Origin of the sequence: Burkholderia sp. Ap-955 (assembly GCF_011753045.1) — a bacterium.
GTDB lineage: Bacteria > Pseudomonadota > Gammaproteobacteria > Burkholderiales > Burkholderiaceae > Burkholderia > Burkholderia lata_D.
Genome location: NZ_VWWH01000054.1, coordinates 1 through 18254, shown reverse-complemented (window position 1 = coordinate 18254; position 18254 = coordinate 1). Strand labels below are relative to the sequence as shown.

Genomic DNA, 18254 nt, shown 5'->3' with positions numbered 1-18254 from the left:
GTCCGGCAAATAGGCGGCTGCGGTTCAGCCGCGATAAAACGCAGGGCGTTCAGCCATCGCGATCGGTTCGACCGCCCCGCTCTTCTGCGCACGCACGCAGGCGTCGGCCGCGACCGCCGCCGCGTAGCCGTCCCAGGCCGACGGCCCGGTGAGCGCATGCGCCCGCACGCCGTCGATGAACGCCTGCAGCTCCACGTCGTACGACGCGATGAAGCGCTCCTTCCAGTCGGTCATGATCTCGACCGACTGCCGCGCCGCCTGCTTGAGCCCCACGGCCGGCGGATCGGGCAGCTTCGCGATGCCCTGCTCGCCGACCACCTCGCACTGGATGTCATAGCCGTACTGGCAGTTCACGAAGATCTCGACGTCGATGCGCACGCCGCTCGCGGTTTCCAGCAGCACGATCTGCGGATCGGCGAGATGGGCGGACGCATGGCGCGTCTTCTTCGGATAGACGACCTGCGTGCTCACGTAGTCCTCGCCGAGCAGCCAGCGCAGCACGTCGAGCTCGTGGATCAGCGTGTCGGTGATCGCCATGTCGGTCGTGTAGCGCTCGCCGACCGACTGGTTGCGGTGCGCGCAATGCAGCATCAGCGGTACGCCGATCTCGCCGCTGTCGATCACGCGCTTCAGCGCGCGGTAGCCTTCGTCGTACGGCCGCATGAAGCCGACCTGCACGAGCCGCTTGCCGTGCGCGACTTCGGCTTCGACGATCCGCATGCAGCCTTCGGCCGTGACGGCGAGCGGCTTCTCGCAGAACACCGGCTTGCCGTGCGCGATCGCGTCGAGCACGAACGCTTCGTGCGTCGGCCCCCACGACGTGACGAGCACGGCCTGCACGTCGGCGGCCGCGATCACCTCGTGACCGTCGCCGTAGATTTCGGCGTCGAGCCCATACTTCGTCACCGCGTCGCGCGCCTGCTGCGGATCGATGTCGTTGACGGCCACGACGCGCGCGCCGGACAGTGTGCGGGTCAGTCTGCGAATATGGTCCTGGCCGATCGCACCGCAGCCGATCACGCCGATTTGCAAGGTCATCTAGGAGTCTCCAGTCGTTCATTGGCGGTGCGGCACGCGCCGCACCGGTCAGTCATTCTTCAGCGCGCCGTGCGATCGAAATGACGATCGACGTAGCGCTGGATCGTGTCGCGCATGTAGCGCGACGACGCTTCCGCGCGGTCCTCCCACGCGAACACGCACGACGACATCACGCCGTCGAAGCCGGCCGCGCCGAGCGCGCGAAAGAACACGTCCCAGTCGATCTCGCCCTGCCCGATGTCGAGATGCTGGTGCACGCGAATCTGGTTCGAACCCGGCGGGTTCACGATGTAGCGCAGCTGGCTGCTCTTGCGATGGTCGAAGGTATCGGCCACGCGCACATGCGCGAGGATCGGCGCCGCCTGCGCGATCATCGCGGCCATGTCGTCGCCGTAGTAGAACGTGTGCGGTGCGATATACGACAGCTTCAGCGACGGCGAGCCGATGTTCGTGACGATGTCGATCGCCGGCTGCAGCTGCTCGATCCAGTCCTCCGGATGCGGCTCGACCGACAGCACGATGCGTTCGCGCTCGAGGATCGGCAACAGCTCGTCCATCGACCGGAACCACGCGGCTTCGCACAGCTCCTTGGGGTTCGCGCCCGGCCGTTCGCCGACCGAGCGCTCGGGCGACGCGCCGCGCCCGAACTCCGACACCATCAGCGCGCACTCCATCTCGACCGCCACCTCGATCGCCTTCTTCCAGCAACGCACTGCCCATTGCCGCTCGTCCTCGAACGGGCTTGCCCAGCGGTACATCGGCTGCAGCGACGCGAGGCCGACGCCGCTCGCGCGCATCGCCTGCCGGAACGCGGCCATCCGCTCGCGCGTGGCGCGCGGCATCACCCACCAGTCGAGGAAGTCGCTGCGCGGCGACAGCTCGATCTGGTCGTAACCGAGTTCGGCCACCGCGTGCGGCAGGCGGTCGAGCGGCAGGTGGCGAATCATGTAGGGGTCCAGCGCGATCTTCATCGAATGTCCTCGACAGTGATGGGTGCCGGACGCAGGCGGCGACACGTGCCGCCCCCGCCCGGCGATGCATGACGGGTCAGCGGCGCTTCTTCTTGTTGCGGTACTGGTCGGCGATCACGGCCGCGACGATGATCGCGCCCTTGACCATCTCCTGGTAATACGCGTCGATGCGGATGAACGTGAAGCCCGACGTCATCACGCCGAGGATCAGCACGCCGATCACGGTGCCGGTCACGCGGCCGAGGCCACCCGACAGCGACGTGCCGCCGATCACGACCGCCGCGATCGCATCGAGTTCGTACATCACGCCCATGCCCGACTGGCCGGAAATCGCGCGCGCGGCCGTCACGGTGCCGGCGATCCCGCTCAGGAGGCCCGCGATCGCGTAGACGAAGATCAGGTGGCGCGTGACGTTGATGCCCGACACGACGGCCGCATGCCGGTTCGCGCCGATCGCATAGGTGTACTTGCCGAAGCGCGTGTAGCGCAGCACGACGTGGAAGATCGCGGCGATCACGAGAAAGATGATCACCGGATTGGCGCCGGCGCCGATGGCCGCGAACTGGTCGGTCAGCATCGACACCGGCATCCCGTTGGTGAACCACTTCGCGAAGCCCCGCGCGGCGACCATCGTGCCGAGCGTCGCGATGAACGGCGGGATGCCCGTCATCGCGATCAGCGAGCCGTTCAGCAGGCCGACCAGCAGCCCGACGCACACGCCGGCGAGCACGGGCCAGATGATCGGCAGGTCGGTCAGGTGCGGAAACACCGCGCGGGGAAAGTCGGACACCTGCGCGAGACTGGCCGAGACGACCGCCGCGGCGGCCACGACCGAGCCCGACGACAGGTCGATCCCGCTGGTGATGATCACGAGGTTCACGCCGACCGCGATGATGCCGATCACGGCCATCTGCAGCACGATGATCTCGAGCCGCTCGGTGTTGAACAGGAAGCTCTGGCCGACGACGATCCAGCCGACGATCTCGAAGAACAGGCTGATGCCGACGAGCACGAGGAAGATGCTCAGCTCGGGCGGCCACTTCGTGTGCCGCGTCTTGATGGTCATGGTCTGCGCATCCGCGACCGGGTTCATGTTGCCCATTTCCTTGTCTCCAATCTTGGTTCGGCTCAGCGCGACGCGAGATCCATGATGCGGACCTGGTCGGCGTCCTTGCGATCGACGATGCCGGTCATGCGCCCTTCGTGCATCACCATCACGCGATCGCTCATTCCCAGCACTTCCGGCATCTCCGACGAGATCATCAGCACCGCGACGCCCTTGCCGGCGAGCGCGCTGACGAGCCGGTGGATCTCGGCCTTCGCGCCGACGTCGATGCCGCGCGTCGGTTCGTCGAGGATCAGGATGCGCGGCTGCGTGAGCAGCCACCGGCCGATCAGCACCTTCTGCTGATTGCCGCCCGACAGGTTCTGGATTTCCTCGTGCAGCCCGGGCGACTTCACGCGCAGCATCCGGCTCATTTCCTCGCAGTCGCGCTTCAGCTGCGCCTGCCGCACGAAGTTGAACTTCACGTAGCGGTTGCTGAGCACCGCGGCTTCCATGTTCGCGAGCAGGTCGAGATTCAGGAAGCAGCCCGTGTCCTTGCGGTCTTCGGTGAGGAAGGCCATCCCGTGCTTCATCGCCTGCGCGGGCGTCGTGATGCGCACCGGCTTGCCGTCGATGCGGATCTCGCCCGACGTGGCCGGCACGACGCCGAACAGCGCCTCCGCGACGTTCGAGCGCCCCGAGCCGACGAGGCCGGCCACGCCAAGGATCTCGCCCGCGCGCAGCTCGAAGCTCACGTCGCGGAACACGCCGTCGACGCCGAGGTTCTGCACCGACAGCACGACCTCGCCGATCGGCACCTCTTCCTTCGGGAACATCTGCGTGATCTCGCGCCCGACCATCATGCGGATGATGTCGTCACGCGTGACGTCGCTCGATGCATGCGTGCCGATGTACTTGCCGTCGCGGAACACCGAGAACTCGTCGGCGATCTCGAACAGCTCGTTCATCTTGTGCGTGATGTAGACGATGCCCTTGCCCTGCTCGCGCAGCTGGCGAATGATCCGGAACAGGTGCGTGACTTCCTTGTCGGTCAGCGCGGAAGTCGGCTCGTCCATGATCAGCACGTCGGAGTCGAACGACACCGCCTTCGCGATCTCGACCATCTGGCGGCTCGCGACCGTCAGCGTGCGCACGTCGGTTTCCGGATCGATGTCGATCGACAGCCGCTCGAACAGCTCGGCCGTCTGGCGGCGCAGCGCGGCGTGATCGATCAGGCCGAAGCGGTTCTTCGGTTCGCGGCGGATCCAGATGTTCTCCGCGACCGTCATGTACGGCATCAGGTTGAGTTCCTGGTGGATCATCGCGATGCCGCGGTCGAGCGCATCGAGCGGGCCATTCAGCACGACGGGCTCGCCGTTGATCAGGATCTCGCCCTGGTCGGGCGTGTAGACGCCCGCGATGATCTTCATCAGCGTCGACTTGCCGGCGCCGTTCTCGCCCATCAGTGCATGGACGGTGCCGCGACGCACGCGGAACTGCACGCCATCGAGCGCAACGACGCCCGGAAAGGACTTGCCGACGCCGCGCACCTCGAGCACGCAGTCGGCCGCGGAAGAAGCCGGCGGGGCCGACGCGCCGGTCGAGCCGGACGAAGCGGCCCGCGCAGCGTCGCCGGCCATCGGGCGCGCGACTCTGGCTGTAATCATGGACGTTCCTCGACAAGTCGTGCACGAACCCGGTCGTGCCGGGCCCGCGCCATTCAACGGATCACCGGTCAGTGCTTCGCGTACTGGTTCATGTTCTCGGGCGTCACGAGCTCGAACGGCACGTTCACGTAGCGGTCGACGGGCTGCTTCTTCGCGAGCTTGAGCGCGGCCGCGACGGCCTGCTGCCCCTGCCCGGATGCGTTCTGGTACACCGACACCTTCAGCTCGCCGCTCTTCATCGACGCCAGGCCGTCCGGGGTCGCGTCGATGCCGGCGACGATCGTCTTCGGCGTCCACTTGCGCGCGGCCTTCAGCGCGTTGATCGCGCCGATCGCCATCTCGTCGTTGTTGGAGATGATCGCGTCGTACTTCGTGCCGGAGCTCAGCCAGTTCATCGTGATGTCCTGGCCCTGCGTGCGGCTCCACTTGCCTTCGCGCTTGTCGACGATCTTCATGCCCGAGCAATCCTTCGTCGCGATCACGTCCTCGATGTCCTTGGTGCGGGCGCGCGCCGATTCGTTGGACAGCTCGCCCATCAGCACGAGGAGGTCGCCCTTGCCGCCGAGCAGCTTGCACACCTGGCGCGCCTGCAGCGTGCCCGACTGCTTCTCGTCGGAGGCGACGACCGCGACGCCCGTCGGCAGCTTGTCAAAATCGACCGGCTTGCGGTTCACGTATACAAGCGGAATCTTCGCGGCCGTCACCATCTTGGTGATCTTCGGCGTCGCGTCGGTATCGACCGCGTTCACGATGATCGCGTCGACCTTCTGCGCGATCATGTTCTGGACCTGGCTCAACTGCTTGCCGACGTCGTTGCCGCCGTCCTCGATCTGCACCGTCGCGCCGTCCTTCTTCGCCGAATCGGCGATGCTGTTGCGCAGGATGGTCAGGAACGTGTCGTCGAACGACGCCATCGTCACGCCGATCTTCTCGGCATGCGCGAGCGGCGCTGCCAGGATCGCGGCGGCCGCGACGGCCATCAGCTTGGTCTTCATGATCAATCTGTCTCCTCATCTCCGGGGGGCGGAAGACGGCGCGTTGCGCGCCGCCGGGCCGAGTCCGATCGAATCCGATACGGACTGAAGCATCCGGATGAAACTGTAGATCACTTCCTCGACAATTTGGAAATTTATTTCTACGTGATTTCACCTAGGGAACTGGATTTCCAAAAAGTCTAGACTCCGTTCCGTAGCCCGATTCCTTGCGGCAGGCAGTCCCGCGTCGTGCAGCACACGGTGCGGATCGCCGCCCGAGGTTCGGTCCCCTAATCCGCCGGCATCGCCGAACGCCGGCTGCGAGCGTGACACGTGATATGAGCCTGCTGAACTTTCCGAGTGACCGCCCCATCGATCTCGCCTGCCTCGGCCGCGTGGCCGTGGATCTCTATGCGCAGCAGTACGGCAGCCGCCTGGAAGACGCGCGCAGTTTCCAGATGTATCTCGGCGGCTCGTCCGGCAACGTCGCGTTCGGCGTGGCCCGGCTCGGGCTGAAGACCGCGATGATTTCGCGCGTCGGCGACGAACAGATGGGCCGCTTCCTGCGCGAAACGCTCGAGCGCGAAGGCTGCGACACGAGCCAGCTGCAGACCGACCGCGAACGCCTCACCGCGCTGGTGCTGCTCGGGCTGAAGGACCGCGACACGTTCCCGCTGCTGTTCGTGCGCGAGAACTGTGCGGACATGGCCGTGCGCGCCGACGAGATCAGCGAGGACTTCATCGCCGGCTGCCGCGCACTCGCGATCACCGGCACGCACCTGTCGACGCCGGGCACGCGCGAGGCATCGCTGACCGCGCTCGGTTATGCGCGCCGCCATGGCGTCGTGCGGATTCTCGATATCGACTACCGGCCGGTGCTGTGGGGGCTGACCGCGCGCGGCGCGGGCGAGAACCGCTACGTGCCGGACGCGCAGGTGACGCGGCAGCTGCAGCAGGTGCTCGGCGAATTCGACCTGCTGGTCGGCACCGAGGAGGAATTCCTGATCGCGGGCGGCGTGCCGCACGACGTGATCGGCTCGTTGCAGGCGGTGCGCAAGATCACGAACGCGACGCTGGTCGTCAAGCGCGGCGCGCTCGGCTGCTGCGTGATCGAAGGCGACGTTCCCGCCCGCATCGACGATGCGCCGACCTTCCTCGGCGAACGCGTCGAGGTGCTCAACGTGCTCGGCGCGGGCGATGCGTTCCTGTCGGGCCTGCTGTCCGGGCTGCTGCGCGGCCGCGACTGGGCCGAGTCGACACGCATCGCGAACGCGTGCGGCGCGATCGTCGTGTCGCGCCACGCGTGTTCGGCCGCGATGCCGACGCCGGCCGAGCTCGCGCACTGGTTCGACGGCAGCCGCAACCCGGTGGTCGACGCCGACCACGCACTCGCGCACCTGCATCGCGTGACGGTGCCGCGCCGCGAATGGGACGACCTGTGCGTGATGGCGTTCGACCATCGCAGCCAGTTCTACGAACTCGCGGTGCAGGCCGGTGCGGACGAAGCGCGGATCAAGACGCTGAAGCGCCTGCTCGTGCGCGCGGTCGAACAGGTCGAGCGCGATCGCCACATCGAAGGCCACGTCGGCGTGCTGATCGACGGCGGCGGCTACGGCAGCGACGCGCTGGCGTCGGCCACCGGACGCGGCTGGTGGGTCGGCCGCCCGGTCGAGCTGCCCGGCTCGCGGCCGCTGCGCTTCGACGAAACGCGCTCGGTCGGCTCGTCGCTCACGCACTGGCCGACCGAACAGGTCGTGAAGTGCCTCGTGCACTATCACCCGGACGACCCGGTCGACCTGCGCGTCGAACAGGAGCAGCGCGTGCTGGAACTGTGGGAAGCCACGCGCGCCAGCGGCAACGAACTGCTGCTGGAAATGATTCCGCCGCGCGCGGTGACGCCGGCCGGCACTGAGGACGACGCGGTGCTGCGCACGATCGCGCGCTTCTACAACCTCGGCGTGAAGCCCGAATGGTGGAAGCTCACGCCGCTCACCGCCGACGGCTGGACGCGGCTCGCCGCGCTGATCGCCGAGCGCGACCCGCATTGCCGCGGCGCCGTGATCCTTGGGCTGAACCAGCCGCTGCAATACCTGGTCGACAGCTTCCGCTCCGCGACCAACCCGATCGTCAAGGGCTTCATGGTCGGGCGCACGCTGTGGGCCGACGCATCGCTGAACTGGTTCGCCGGCCGGATCGACGACCAGGCGCTGATCGACGAAGTCGCCGGCAACTTCGCGCAGCTCGTCGACGCATGGCTCGGCCGCCGTGCCGCGGCCGCCCGCGCCGCCGCGGCCTGATGCGACGCCCGCGATGACCCATTCCTCTTCACCGACCGACATGACCTCTACCGTGAGACTGACCGTCAGCCAGGCGCTCGTGCGCTACCTGGCCGCCCTGCGCGCCGAAGTCGTCCAGCCCGACGGCCGCACCGAGATCCTGCCGTACTGCGGCGGCGTGTTCGCGATCTTCGGCCACGGCAACGTGGCCGGGCTCGGCGAGGCGCTGCACGCGGAAAAAGACCGCCTGCCGACCTTCCGCGCCCACAACGAGCAAGGGATGGCCAACGCGGCCGTCGCGTTCGCGAAAGCGAACTTCCGCCAGCGGATGATGGCCGCGACGTCGAGCATCGGCCCCGGCGCGACCAACATGCTGACGTCGGCCGCGCTCGCGCACGTCGGCCGGCTGCCGCTGTTGCTGCTGCCCGGCGACGTGTTCGTGTCGCGGCTGCCCGACCCGGTGCTGCAGCAGGTCGAGGATTTCGAACAGGGCGACGTCAGCGCGAACGACTGCTTCCGGCCGGTGACGCGCTACTTCGACCGGATCACGTCGCCCGAGCAACTGCTCGTCGCGCTGCCGCGCGCGATCCAGGTGATGACCGACCCCGCGCAGTGCGGCCCCGTGTGCCTCGCGTTGCCGCAGGACGTACAGACCTTCGCGTACGACTGGCCCGAGGATTTCTTTGCGCCGCCGGTGATCCGGATGCGCCGGCCGCCGGCCGACGCGCTCGAACTCGCCGATGCGCTCGACGTGCTGAAAGCCGCGAAGAAGCCGCTGATCGTCGCGGGCGGCGGCGTGCTGTACAGCCAGGCGTGGGATGCGCTGCGCGCGTTCGCCGATATGCATGGCGTGCCGGTCGCCGAATCGCAGGCCGGCAAGGGCAGCCTCGCGTGGGACCATCCGCTGAATCTCGGGTCGATCGGCGTGACGGGCTCGCCTGCCGCGAACCGCGCGGCCGCGCAGGCCGACGTGGTGTTCGCGGTCGGCACGCGGCTGCAGGATTTCACGACCGGCTCGCATGCGCTCTACGGCAATGCGACGCTCTTGAGCCTGAACGTGCAGCCGTTCGACGCAGGCAAGAAACGCGGCCGTCAACTGGTGGCCGATGCGCGCACGGGCCTCGGCCAGCTGTCGGCCGCCCTGGCCGGCTGGCAAGCCGATCCGGCATGGACCGCAAGCAACCGCGACCAGGCCGCCGCCTGGAACGCGCGCGTGACCGATCTGACGACGCGTATTCCGAAAGACACGCTCCCGTACGACGCGGAAGTGATCGGCGCGGTGCGCGACTCCGCGGCCGACGCGGGCCGCGACAGCGCGCGCGACGACCTCGTCGTGTGCGCGGCGGGCACGCTGCCGGCCGAACTGCACAAGCTGTGGCGCAGCGGCGTGCCGGGCAACTACCACATGGACTACGCGTACTCGTGCATGGGCTATGAAGTCGCGGGCGGCCTCGGCGCGAAGCTCGCGCGGCCCGCGCGCGAAGTGATCGTGATCGTCGGCGACGGCTCGTACATGATGCTCAACGCGGAACTGGCGACGTCCGTGATGCTCGGCCGCAAGATCATCGTCGTGATCCTCGACAACCGCGGCTACGGCTGCATCGAGCGGCTGCAACTGAATTGCGGCGGCGCGAGCTTCAACAACATGCTCGACGACTGCGTGCCGGAGGGCGGCGAGCGCTCGACGATCGATTTCGCGATGCATGCGCGCGCGATGGGAGCCGAAGCCGTGCACGTGCGCGACATCGGCGAGCTGCGCAGCGAGATGAAACGCGCCCGCGCCGCGACGACGAGCCAGGTGCTCGTGATCGACACCACGCACCATCGCACGACCGACGACGGCGGCGCGTGGTGGGAAGTCGCCGTGCCGCAAGTATCCGAACGCGCCGGCGTCGATGCAGCGCACCGCGCGTATCTCGATGCGAAGACCCGGCAGCGGCGCTGATCGCGCGCACGGCCCACGAACCCTCCCTGCGAAAAACACATTCGAACCAAGGAAGCACGCCATGAGCTGGAACGTCCGCATCGGTATCAATCCCCTGTCGTGGATGAACGACGACCTGCCGTCGCTCGGCGGCGAGACGCCGCTCGAAACGGCGCTGAAGGAAGGCGCCGAAATCGGCTACGCGGGCTTCGAGCTCGGCAACAAGTTTCCGAAGACGGGCCCCGAGCTGAAGGCGAAGCTCGCCGAGTTCGGGCTCGTGTGCGTGTCGGGCTGGTATTCGGGCTTCCTCGCCGAGGTCGAGCCGGGCATGAGCGACGCCGATGCGGTCGCAGCCGAGATCGAGCGCTGCCGCGCGCACATGACGAAGCTGCAGGTCAACGACGTGAAGGTGGTGGTCTACGGCGAATGCGCGGGCACGATCCAGGGCAACATCGACACGCCGGTCGCGAAGCGCCCGCGCTTCGTCGACGACGAAGCCTGGCGGCGCTACGCGGCGCGCCTCGACGCGTTCGGCGCGCATCTGCTCGACACGTACGGCATCAAGCTTGCCTACCATCACCACATGGGCGCGTACGTCGAGTCGCCCGACGACGTCGACCGGCTGATGGCGCTCACCGACCCGGCGAAAGTGTTCCTGCTGTTCGACACCGGCCACGCGTATTTCGGTGGCGCGGCCGATCCGGTCACGCTGCTGAAGAAGCACGTGTCGCGGGTGGTTCACGTGCATTGCAAGGACGTGCGGCCGCAGGTCGTCACGCAGGCGCGCAACGATGGCTGGAGCTTCCTGAACGGCGTGATCAACGGCACCTTCACGGTGCCGGGCGACGGTGCGCTCGACTACGAGCAGACGCTGCGCACGCTGAAGGACGCCGGCTACGAAGGCTGGCTCGTCGTCGAGGCCGAGCAGGATCCGGCCGTCGCGCCGAGCTATGCGTATGCGAAGAAGGGTTACGAATCGCTGCGCGCGATCGTCGACCGGTTGAGCGCGTGAACGCATGAACGTGTGAACGCGTGAACACATGAGCCCTACCCTGTTGCGGAGCCCCACCCCATGACGATTTCTCCCCTGCTGGTCAAAGCCTCTGCCGACCGCGAAATCTGCAACGTCACGCCCGAGTCGGCCGGCTGGAAGCACGTCGGTTTCCGCGCGCTGCGCCTGAAAGCCGGCGACACCGAAACGCTCGACACCGGCGCGCGCGAGCTGTGCGTCGTCGTGCTCACCGGCACGGTGCGCGCCGATATTGACGGCACCACCTACGATGCGCTCGGCAAACGCGACAGCGTGTTCGAGGACATGTCGCCGGACGCGCTGTACGTGCCGGGCGGCAAGACGGTCACGCTGGTCGCGACGCGCGATGCGGAAATCGCGCTGTGCACCGCGCCGTATGCGAGCGGCGACAAGCCCGTGCAACGCCTCGATGGCGAGCGGATGCGCCGCTCGGTACGCGGGCAAGGCACCAACACGCGCTACGTGTGCGACATCCTGATGGGCGACAACCCGGCGGCCGACCGGCTGCTCGTGGTCGAGGTCGTCACGCCGGCCAGCCATTCGAGCAGCTATCCGCCGCACAAGCATGACCGCGACGCGGCGCCTGACGAGACGTCGCTCGAGGAAACCTACTATCACCGGATCGATCCGCCGCAGGGTTTCGCGTTCCAGCGCGTGTACACGGACGACCGCAGCCTCGACGAAGCGTGCGCGGTCGAGGACCACGACGTCGTGATGGTGCCGCGCGGCTACCACCCGGTGGTCGCGCCGCACGGCTACAACCTGTATTACCTGAACGTGATGGCCGGGCCGAGCCGCGCGTGGGCGTTCAAGAACGATCCCGCGCACGAGTGGATGCTCGACGCGGCGCCCAAGCGCTGAAACGCCGACGTGCCGACACGCCGAAGCACTAAACGGAAGACGGGCCCGCGCGCGGCCCGTGACGATGCGACGCCCGGCACGCGCGTACCGCGCCGGCAACGCTACGGAGCCGCCATGGTGACGCCCCTCTTTCGCCTCGACCACCCCGCCTTCGACGACGATGCGTCGAACCCGGCGCTGCCGCACTTCAATGCGTCCGTCGCGCGCCGCATCGGAGAGATCGCGGTCAACCTCGCGTCGCGACGCGGGCTGCCGATCGCGGTCAGCATCGTCGGCGGGCACGCGCCGCTGTTCTACTGCGCGCTCGACGGCAGCGGCGCGCACGACAGCGATGCTGTCCGCCGCCGGCAGAACACGGTGCTGCGTTTCGGCCAGAGTTCGCTCGCGGTCGGCGCGTGCTTTCGGCGTGCCGGCTGGTCGCTGCGCTCGCAGGGCCTGTCGGACGACGATTACGCGCTCGACGGCGGCGGCGTGCCGTTGCGGCTCGACGGCGCCGGCATCGTCGGCGCGATGACGATCGCGGGGCTCGGGTCCGAAGCCAATCACGCGCTCGTCGTCGAATGCTTGCGGTGGCACGTCGGCGCGAATGCGCTGGCGATGAGCGCGTAACAGCCGTTGCGCGGTCGCGCGCGCGCCGTCACGAACGGCGCGTCGGCAACACGTCGAGCGTGCTGGCCGGCCGTTTCGCCACGGCCGCATCGGCTTGCTCGTCCGGGATATCGTCGAGCGACCGGTTGTTGGTGCGCGGCCCGAACGCGCCGATCGACAGCATCACGATCAGCATGCTGCCGCCGATCAGCGCGAACACCGCCGACACGCCCGCCCGCTCAAGCAGCAGCGCGACGATGAAACTGCTGACGGCCCCGGTCAGGCGGCCGATCGAATGCACGAAACCGAGCGCGCGCCCGCGGATCGCGGTCGGAAACAGTTCCGCCTGGTACGCGGTGCCATTGCTCGCGAGTACCGTGCTCGACAGCGTGACGAGCAGGCCGAACGCAATGACGAACGGCGCTTGCGCCGACATCGCGAACGCGCTGCCGAACAGCGCGACGCCGAACGCCGACGCGACGATCAGCCACTTTCGCTCGATCCGGTCAGCGATCAGACCGGCGACGAGCGGCGACACCGGATAGGCGAACGCGATCACGAACGCATAGCCGAGACTCGTCGCGACGGTTGCGCCCTGAGCGGCGAGCAGCGTCGGCAGCCATTGGCTGAAGCCGAAGAAGCCGATGCTCAGGAATCCGTTGAACGCGATCAGCATCGCGGTGCGGCCGCGGTATCGCGCATCCCACATCGACGGCGCGCGTGACGCCGGCTGCAAGTCGGCGGCCGGTGGCCGGACCGCCGGCAGCGGCCGCCCCGATTCGCGCGCCACGGTCTGTTCGAGTTGCGCCACGATGCGCTCGGCCTCTGCTTCGCGGCCCACGCCGACGAGCCAGCGCGGCGACTCCGGCAAGCGCGCCTGCAGCCACCAGACGACCACCGCGCCGCTTCCGCCGAGCAGTACGACCCAGCGCCATCCGGACCAGCCGAGCGGATCGTGCGGCACCCAGAGCCACGATACGAACGCGAGCACCGGCATGGCCAGATACCCGACGGCGAAGCAGACGGCGAATGCCCGGCCCCGTACCGCCTTCGGCACCAGCTCGGTCAGGAACGCGCCGATCGTGATCAGCTCCGCGCCGACGCCGCAGCCTGCGACGAAGCGGCACACGAGCACGCCGAGCGCGCTCGACTGCACGCACATCATCAGGCTCGCCGCGGTATAGAGCAGCAGCGCACCGGTGAACACCGCGCGACGCCCGTAGCGGTCCGCCAGGCGCGACACGAACATTTCGCCGATGAACAGCCCGATGAACGTCGCCGCGCCGAGCGCGCCCTGGTCCGACATGCCGAGCACGCCGCGTGCCCCGGTGTGAAAGATGCCGTCGCGAATCAGCCCGGGCGGCAGATAGGTCATCTGGAACAGGTCGTAGACCTCGAAGAAGCCGCCGACGCTCAGGAACAGCACGAGCTTCCAGATACCGGCTGTCGCGGGCAGGCGATCGATGCGCGCGGCAAGCGATGCCGCAAGGGAGTCAGACATGGCGTGTCCTCGGTAGTCGCCCGCGCGGCGCGCGGAGCGGCGGTCATGGCGCGGCACCGGCCGCGCGGCGTGGCAATCACACGGTGGCGACCGGATTGACCGGCGAGCCGACGAGCCCGCGCAGATGCAGCGGCGGCGCGGTCAGCAGGAAGCGGCTGCGGTGATGGGCGTGCAGCCAGTCCGCGAGCGGCGTCAGGTGCCACAGTTCGCCGAGATGGATGCCGAGCTTGAACAGGCACAGCTCGTGCAACGGCATCAGCGCACCCGGCTGGGCGAACGGCTGCGCGTCGCGCGGGCGCTCCTCGACCGCATGGTTGTCGGCCGCAAGCGCCGCGAGCCCCGACGCGTCGATCCAGTTCAGCAGGCGCGCGTCGCCACCGTCCAGCACGCAGCAGGCGTGCGGCGCACCGGTCTCGCCGCGCGCGGCCGCTTCCAGCAGACGGTCGGCGAAGCCCGTATGCACGCACACGATATCGCCGCGCTCGACGCTCACGTCATCCGCGCGCAGCACCGCCATCCAGTCGTCGAAGCCGATCTTGCGCCGCGCGTCGCCGAAGTGACGGCGCAGGTCGACCATCACGCCGCGCCCCTGCACGCCCGTCCGCGCCATCACCTCGATGCCGAGCGCCCGTGCGCCGCCTTCCGGCGCACCGGCCTCCGGCACGCGGATATGCTCGCCCATCCGGTAGCCGTTGTAGAACACCCGGGTCTTTTCACCGTCGCCCGCCGGATCGAACAGCGAGCCGACGTGCGACAGCGCGTCCCATTGCGTCGAGAACTGCGAATGCATGCAGAACGCGTCGTCGCACACGACATCGGTTGCGTTTGCAACCTGTTCGTCCGCGCGATAGCCGAAGTACGGCCTGTCGCCGACCAGCGCCGGCATGATCGCCGGCGGACGCCGCCGTGCATTCAGTCCGCCGCCGCGCGGCACGTCGAGCGGCAGGCTCAGCGAAAAAACGCGGCCTTCGCGCACTTCCGCGACGCCGCGCAGCACGGCGTCGGGCGTCAGCCAGTTCAGGCGCCCTTTCTGGTCGTCCGGGCCGAAATCGCCCCAGTTCGAGCCGGGCGGCCGATGGGTCCAACGCGGATTCATGGTGTCTCCTCCATGCAATGTCCGGTGCATCCGGTTTCCGTCGTTGCGCGGTCCGCTCACCGCGAACGGATCACGCCCCGCGCAGCGAGCCGCGCGTACTCGTGCTCGCCGAGCAGCGGCTCGAGGATCTCGCGATTGTGTTCGCCGAGCGCGGGCGCGGGCCGGCGGAACGCGCCGGGCGTACCCGACAGGCGCGGCGTGACGTTGTGCATCGGCAGGCTGCCGACGTCGTCGTCGGGCAGTTCGACCAGCGCCTCGCGCTCGATCACGTAGCGATCCGCGACGATCTGCGCGATGTCCTGGATCGGCCCGACCGTCACGCCCGCTTCCTCGAAGAACGCGAGATTGGCGTCGAGATCGCGTGCGGCAATGAATTCGCCGACGATCGCGTCGAGCGCCTCCGCATGCCGCACGCGCAGCACGTTGGTGGCATAGCGCGGATCGTCGACCAGGTCCGCGCGGCCGATCGCGCGGAACAACCGCTCGGCCATCGCCTGCGTCGAACTCGACAGGCACAGCCATTTGCCATCGCGGGTGCGATACGCATTGCGCGGCGCGGTGTTCGTCGAGCGGCTGCCGGTGCGCGGCTTGATCTCGCCGGTCATCACGTAGTTCGCCGCGGCCGGCCCGAGGATCGACAGCAGCGGCTCGAACAACGACACGTCGATCACCTGCCCCGCCGCCCGCTGCGTCCCGCGCGCATGCAGCGCGACCAGCACGGCGAGCGCGCCGGACATCCCGGCCGTCATGTCGGCAAGAAACATCGGCGGAAGGACCGGCTCACGATCGGCGAATCCGTTGATCGCGGCGAAGCCCGCATAGCCTTCGGCGAGCGTGCCGAAGCCCGGCTTGTGGCGATAAGGGCCGGTTTGCCCCCAGCCGGAAATCCGCGCGATCACCAGTTCCGGCCGGATCGCAAGCAGGTCGTCGGGGCCGAGCCCCATCCGCTCCGCGACGCCCGGCTTGAAGCTCTCGACGAACACGTCCGCGTCGCGCACCAGCCGGCGCACGATGTCGACGCCCTCCGGCGTGCGCAGATCGACGCACACGCTGCGCTTGTTGCGTCCGTAGACCTTCCAGTTCGTGCTGATTCCGCCCGCGCCGACCGCGCGCAGCGTATCGCCGCGCTCGCTTTCGACCTTCACGACGTCCGCGCCGAAGTCGGCGAGCTGCACGCTCAGCATATTGCCGGCCATCAATCGTGACAGGTCGACCACGCGCACGCCGGACAGCGGTCCGCCCGCGCCTGCGTCGAACGATTTCTGACGGATCGGACCGGTGGGCGCGCGACGATGCGCGCCGGCCGCATGAGCGGCCTGCGTGTCGGGTACGGACATGACTGTCTCCTGGTAGGTGTCTGTCGGTGGGTCAGGGAGGCGCGCGCCGCGCGCCTGCGCTATTCGAGCAGCGCGCCAAGCTGGTCGGCCGCCGGGAACGGTGCACCCGCAGCGGGCAGATCGCCGCCGAGCGCATGCGTCAGCTCGGCAGCGGCGGCCTGCACGTACGGCAGGTAATCGGCCAGCACTTTCTTGTTGAAGCGATAGCGCGGCACGCCGAGCGAGATTGCCCCGCTCAGCACGCGGCCGACGCCGAACGCCGGACATGCGATCGCCGCGCTCTCCGGATCGCGCTCGGCAATCGACACCGTGTAGCCCTGCTCGGCCGTCTTCTCGTACTCGCCGCCGCGCGTGCCGGAAAACGCGAGCAGCACGCGCCCCGCCGCGCCGACGTCGAGCGGAAAACGGTCGCCTTCGCGCAGATGCGTACGCACCGCGCGCTGGGCCTGGATGCGGAACAGGCAGACGCGCTGGTCGCCCTCGCGCACGTAGAACGCGGCGGTTTCGCCGGTCTGCACCGACAGCGTCGACAGGATCGGCATCACGTGCTCGCGCAGCTGGAACGACTCGCGGTACATCACGCCGAGCTGGAATACGGCCGGCCCCAGCACGTAGCGCCCGTCGGGCAAACGCTTGATGAAGCGGAACTGTTCGAGGGATTCGAACATCCGCAGCAGCGTGCTCATGTTGAGCCCGGTCACCTCGCTGACCTGCGCGAGCATCAGCCCGCCGGGCGCGCCGGAGAAAGCCAGCAGCGCGGTCAGCGCGCGATTGACCGCGGCCACGCCGCCTTCTGCCGGGTTGTTCGTCTCCACCTTGCTCATGTCCGCCTCACGCTGTGCCGGGCGACCGGGTGATCCGCATCGCCCAAGATCATCTGAAAATGAAAGTCGCTTTCATTATACGCAGAGCGCCGATGACATCAACATGAATTCGCATGGCGCCGATCGTTCATCTTCTTTCAATTCCCGTTATTTATAGGCGTTAACGATAATCTTGACGAATGCGCCAATCAGTCACAAAAATGAAAGTGACTTTTATTTTACGAGAACGACGATGAACTCCTCTTCCCAACCCGTCTGGCGCTCGCTCCTCTACGTCCCTGCCCACGTCCCCCGTTTCGTCACGAAAGCCGCGACCAGCGCAGCCGATGCGCTGATCCTCGACCTCGAGGACAGCGTCCCGTTCGCGTGCAAGCCCGACGCCCGCGCCGGCCTCGCCGACGCCGTGCCGATGCTGCGCGGCGCCGGCTGCGACGTGCTGGTCCGCGCCAACGGCCCGCTCGACCTGCTGGTGCCGGACCTGCGGGCGGCCGTGCGGGCCGGCGTGCACGGCGTCGTGCTGCCGAAGGTGCGTGGCGGCTCGCACGTCGAGGCGATCGACGAACTGCTGGCCACGCTCGAGAACGAAGCCGGTGCCGCGCCCGGCAGCACGCGTATCGTCGCGATCATCGAAACGCCGCGCGCGTTCCAGGCAATGGACCGTATCGCGCGCGCCTCGCCGCGCGTCGTCGCGATGATGCTCGGCGGCGGCGACTTCGCGCTGAACTGCGAAAGCGGCACCGGCGCCGACGTGCTGCGCGTACCGAAGCAGTTGCTGATCATCGCCGCGCGAGCGGCCGGCATCCTGCCGCTCGGCCTGATCGACGGTCTCGACGAACTGCGCGACCTCGATGCGTTCGAGCGCATCGCCTGCGCGTCCGCGGCACTCGGCTATGCGGGCGCCACCTGCATCCATCCGCTGCAGGTCGATGCGCTGAACCGCGCGTTCCGCCCCGACGACGATGCAGTGCGCAACGCGCGCGCCGTGCTCGCCGCCTACGACGACGCGCGTGCCAACGGCCGCGGCGCATTGCGCATCGACGGCCGGATGGTCGACGCCGCCGGCGTCGCACAGGCGGCCCGCGTGCTCGCGCGCGATGCCGCCGTACGGGCACGCGCACGCTG

At 68.3% G+C, this 18254-nt stretch carries 15 protein-coding genes; 6 read left to right on the top strand and 9 right to left on the bottom strand.

Going from position 1 to position 18254, the window contains the following annotated elements:
• Positions 1–24: 24 nt before the first annotated feature.
• From F3J15_RS24465 to F3J15_RS24445, 5 genes are all read right to left on the bottom strand, one after another.
• Positions 25–1038, bottom strand: a complete 1014-nt coding sequence (locus F3J15_RS24465) for a Gfo/Idh/MocA family oxidoreductase (protein ID WP_166894557.1) — start codon at positions 1036–1038, stop codon at positions 25–27.
• A 59-nt stretch (positions 1039–1097) separates the two neighbouring features.
• Positions 1098–2009 (bottom strand): sugar phosphate isomerase/epimerase, encoded by a 912-nt coding sequence (locus F3J15_RS24460; RefSeq protein WP_166894555.1) that lies wholly within the window; start codon positions 2007–2009, stop codon positions 1098–1100.
• 76 nt (positions 2010–2085) lie between these two features.
• A complete protein-coding gene (locus F3J15_RS24455) occupies positions 2086–3111 on the bottom strand; it encodes an ABC transporter permease (RefSeq protein ID WP_011351736.1) in 1026 nt (341 codons plus the stop codon).
• Positions 3112–3137: 26 nt separating this feature from the next.
• Complete coding sequence (locus tag F3J15_RS24450; protein WP_166894554.1) at positions 3138–4721, bottom strand: sugar ABC transporter ATP-binding protein; 1584 nt, start codon at positions 4719–4721, stop codon at positions 3138–3140.
• A gap of 68 nt (positions 4722–4789) precedes the next feature.
• The gene (locus F3J15_RS24445) at positions 4790–5716 is read right to left on the bottom strand and encodes a sugar ABC transporter substrate-binding protein (protein ID WP_166894552.1); all 927 of its coding nucleotides are present in this window, start codon (positions 5714–5716) and stop codon (positions 4790–4792) included.
• 317 nt (positions 5717–6033) lie between these two features.
• Between F3J15_RS24445 and iolC the strand changes: the two genes are divergently transcribed.
• The 5 genes from iolC to F3J15_RS24420 all read left to right on the top strand — a co-directional run bounded on the left by iolC (position 6034) and on the right by F3J15_RS24420 (position 12395).
• On the top strand, positions 6034–7992 hold the full coding sequence (gene iolC / locus F3J15_RS24440) for a 5-dehydro-2-deoxygluconokinase (protein WP_089445444.1): 1959 nt from the start codon (positions 6034–6036) through the stop codon (positions 7990–7992).
• 40 nt (positions 7993–8032) lie between these two features.
• The gene (gene iolD / locus F3J15_RS24435) at positions 8033–9916 is read left to right on the top strand and encodes a 3D-(3,5/4)-trihydroxycyclohexane-1,2-dione acylhydrolase (decyclizing) (RefSeq protein ID WP_166894550.1); all 1884 of its coding nucleotides are present in this window, start codon (positions 8033–8035) and stop codon (positions 9914–9916) included.
• A 61-nt stretch (positions 9917–9977) separates the two neighbouring features.
• The gene (gene iolE / locus F3J15_RS24430) at positions 9978–10907 is read left to right on the top strand and encodes a myo-inosose-2 dehydratase (protein WP_166894548.1); all 930 of its coding nucleotides are present in this window, start codon (positions 9978–9980) and stop codon (positions 10905–10907) included.
• Positions 10908–10967: 60 nt separating this feature from the next.
• A complete protein-coding gene (iolB, locus tag F3J15_RS24425) occupies positions 10968–11786 on the top strand; it encodes a 5-deoxy-glucuronate isomerase (protein ID WP_166894545.1) in 819 nt (272 codons plus the stop codon).
• Between the two features lie 114 nt (positions 11787–11900).
• Positions 11901–12395 (top strand): heme-degrading domain-containing protein, encoded by a 495-nt coding sequence (locus tag F3J15_RS24420; RefSeq protein ID WP_069247763.1) that lies wholly within the window; start codon positions 11901–11903, stop codon positions 12393–12395.
• 28 nt (positions 12396–12423) lie between these two features.
• Here the strand turns inward: F3J15_RS24420 and F3J15_RS24415 are convergent, their stop codons facing one another.
• The 4 genes from F3J15_RS24415 to F3J15_RS24400 all read right to left on the bottom strand — a co-directional run bounded on the left by F3J15_RS24415 (position 12424) and on the right by F3J15_RS24400 (position 17132).
• Entirely contained in the window at positions 12424–13875 is a 1452-nt protein-coding gene (locus F3J15_RS24415; protein WP_166894543.1) for an MFS transporter, read from the bottom strand.
• A 76-nt stretch (positions 13876–13951) separates the two neighbouring features.
• Positions 13952–14971, bottom strand: coding sequence for a cyclase family protein (locus F3J15_RS24410; RefSeq protein WP_166894541.1), 1020 nt, complete (start codon positions 14969–14971; stop codon positions 13952–13954).
• A gap of 56 nt (positions 14972–15027) precedes the next feature.
• A complete protein-coding gene (locus tag F3J15_RS24405; protein WP_069247760.1) occupies positions 15028–16308 on the bottom strand; it encodes a CoA transferase in 1281 nt (426 codons plus the stop codon).
• Positions 16309–16367: 59 nt separating this feature from the next.
• Complete coding sequence (locus F3J15_RS24400; protein ID WP_069247759.1) at positions 16368–17132, bottom strand: IclR family transcriptional regulator; 765 nt, start codon at positions 17130–17132, stop codon at positions 16368–16370.
• 232 nt (positions 17133–17364) lie between these two features.
• Here F3J15_RS24400 and F3J15_RS24395 point away from each other — a divergent pair.
• On the top strand, positions 17365–18254 hold an 890-nt coding region (locus tag F3J15_RS24395), incomplete at its 3' end, for a CoA ester lyase (protein WP_166894539.1).

Coding starts and splice junctions, on each gene's coding strand:
- F3J15_RS24410 (WP_166894541.1), bottom strand. CDS start 14,971: ATGAATCCGCGTTGGACCCATCGGCCGCCCGGCTCGAACTGGGGCGAT.
- F3J15_RS24465 (WP_166894557.1), bottom strand. CDS start 1,038: ATGACCTTGCAAATCGGCGTGATCGGCTGCGGTGCGATCGGCCAGGAC.
- F3J15_RS24445 (WP_166894552.1), bottom strand. CDS start 5,716: ATGAAGACCAAGCTGATGGCCGTCGCGGCCGCCGCGATCCTGGCAGCG.
- iolD (WP_166894550.1), top strand. CDS start 8,033: ATGACCTCTACCGTGAGACTGACCGTCAGCCAGGCGCTCGTGCGCTAC.
- iolC (WP_089445444.1), top strand. CDS start 6,034: ATGAGCCTGCTGAACTTTCCGAGTGACCGCCCCATCGATCTCGCCTGC.
- F3J15_RS24455 (WP_011351736.1), bottom strand. CDS start 3,111: ATGGGCAACATGAACCCGGTCGCGGATGCGCAGACCATGACCATCAAG.
- F3J15_RS24405 (WP_069247760.1), bottom strand. CDS start 16,308: ATGTCCGTACCCGACACGCAGGCCGCTCATGCGGCCGGCGCGCATCGT.
- F3J15_RS24400 (WP_069247759.1), bottom strand. CDS start 17,132: ATGAGCAAGGTGGAGACGAACAACCCGGCAGAAGGCGGCGTGGCCGCG.
- F3J15_RS24420 (WP_069247763.1), top strand. CDS start 11,901: ATGGTGACGCCCCTCTTTCGCCTCGACCACCCCGCCTTCGACGACGAT.
- iolE (WP_166894548.1), top strand. CDS start 9,978: ATGAGCTGGAACGTCCGCATCGGTATCAATCCCCTGTCGTGGATGAAC.
- F3J15_RS24415 (WP_166894543.1), bottom strand. CDS start 13,875: ATGTCTGACTCCCTTGCGGCATCGCTTGCCGCGCGCATCGATCGCCTG.
- F3J15_RS24460 (WP_166894555.1), bottom strand. CDS start 2,009: ATGAAGATCGCGCTGGACCCCTACATGATTCGCCACCTGCCGCTCGAC.
- iolB (WP_166894545.1), top strand. CDS start 10,968: ATGACGATTTCTCCCCTGCTGGTCAAAGCCTCTGCCGACCGCGAAATC.
- F3J15_RS24450 (WP_166894554.1), bottom strand. CDS start 4,721: ATGATTACAGCCAGAGTCGCGCGCCCGATGGCCGGCGACGCTGCGCGG.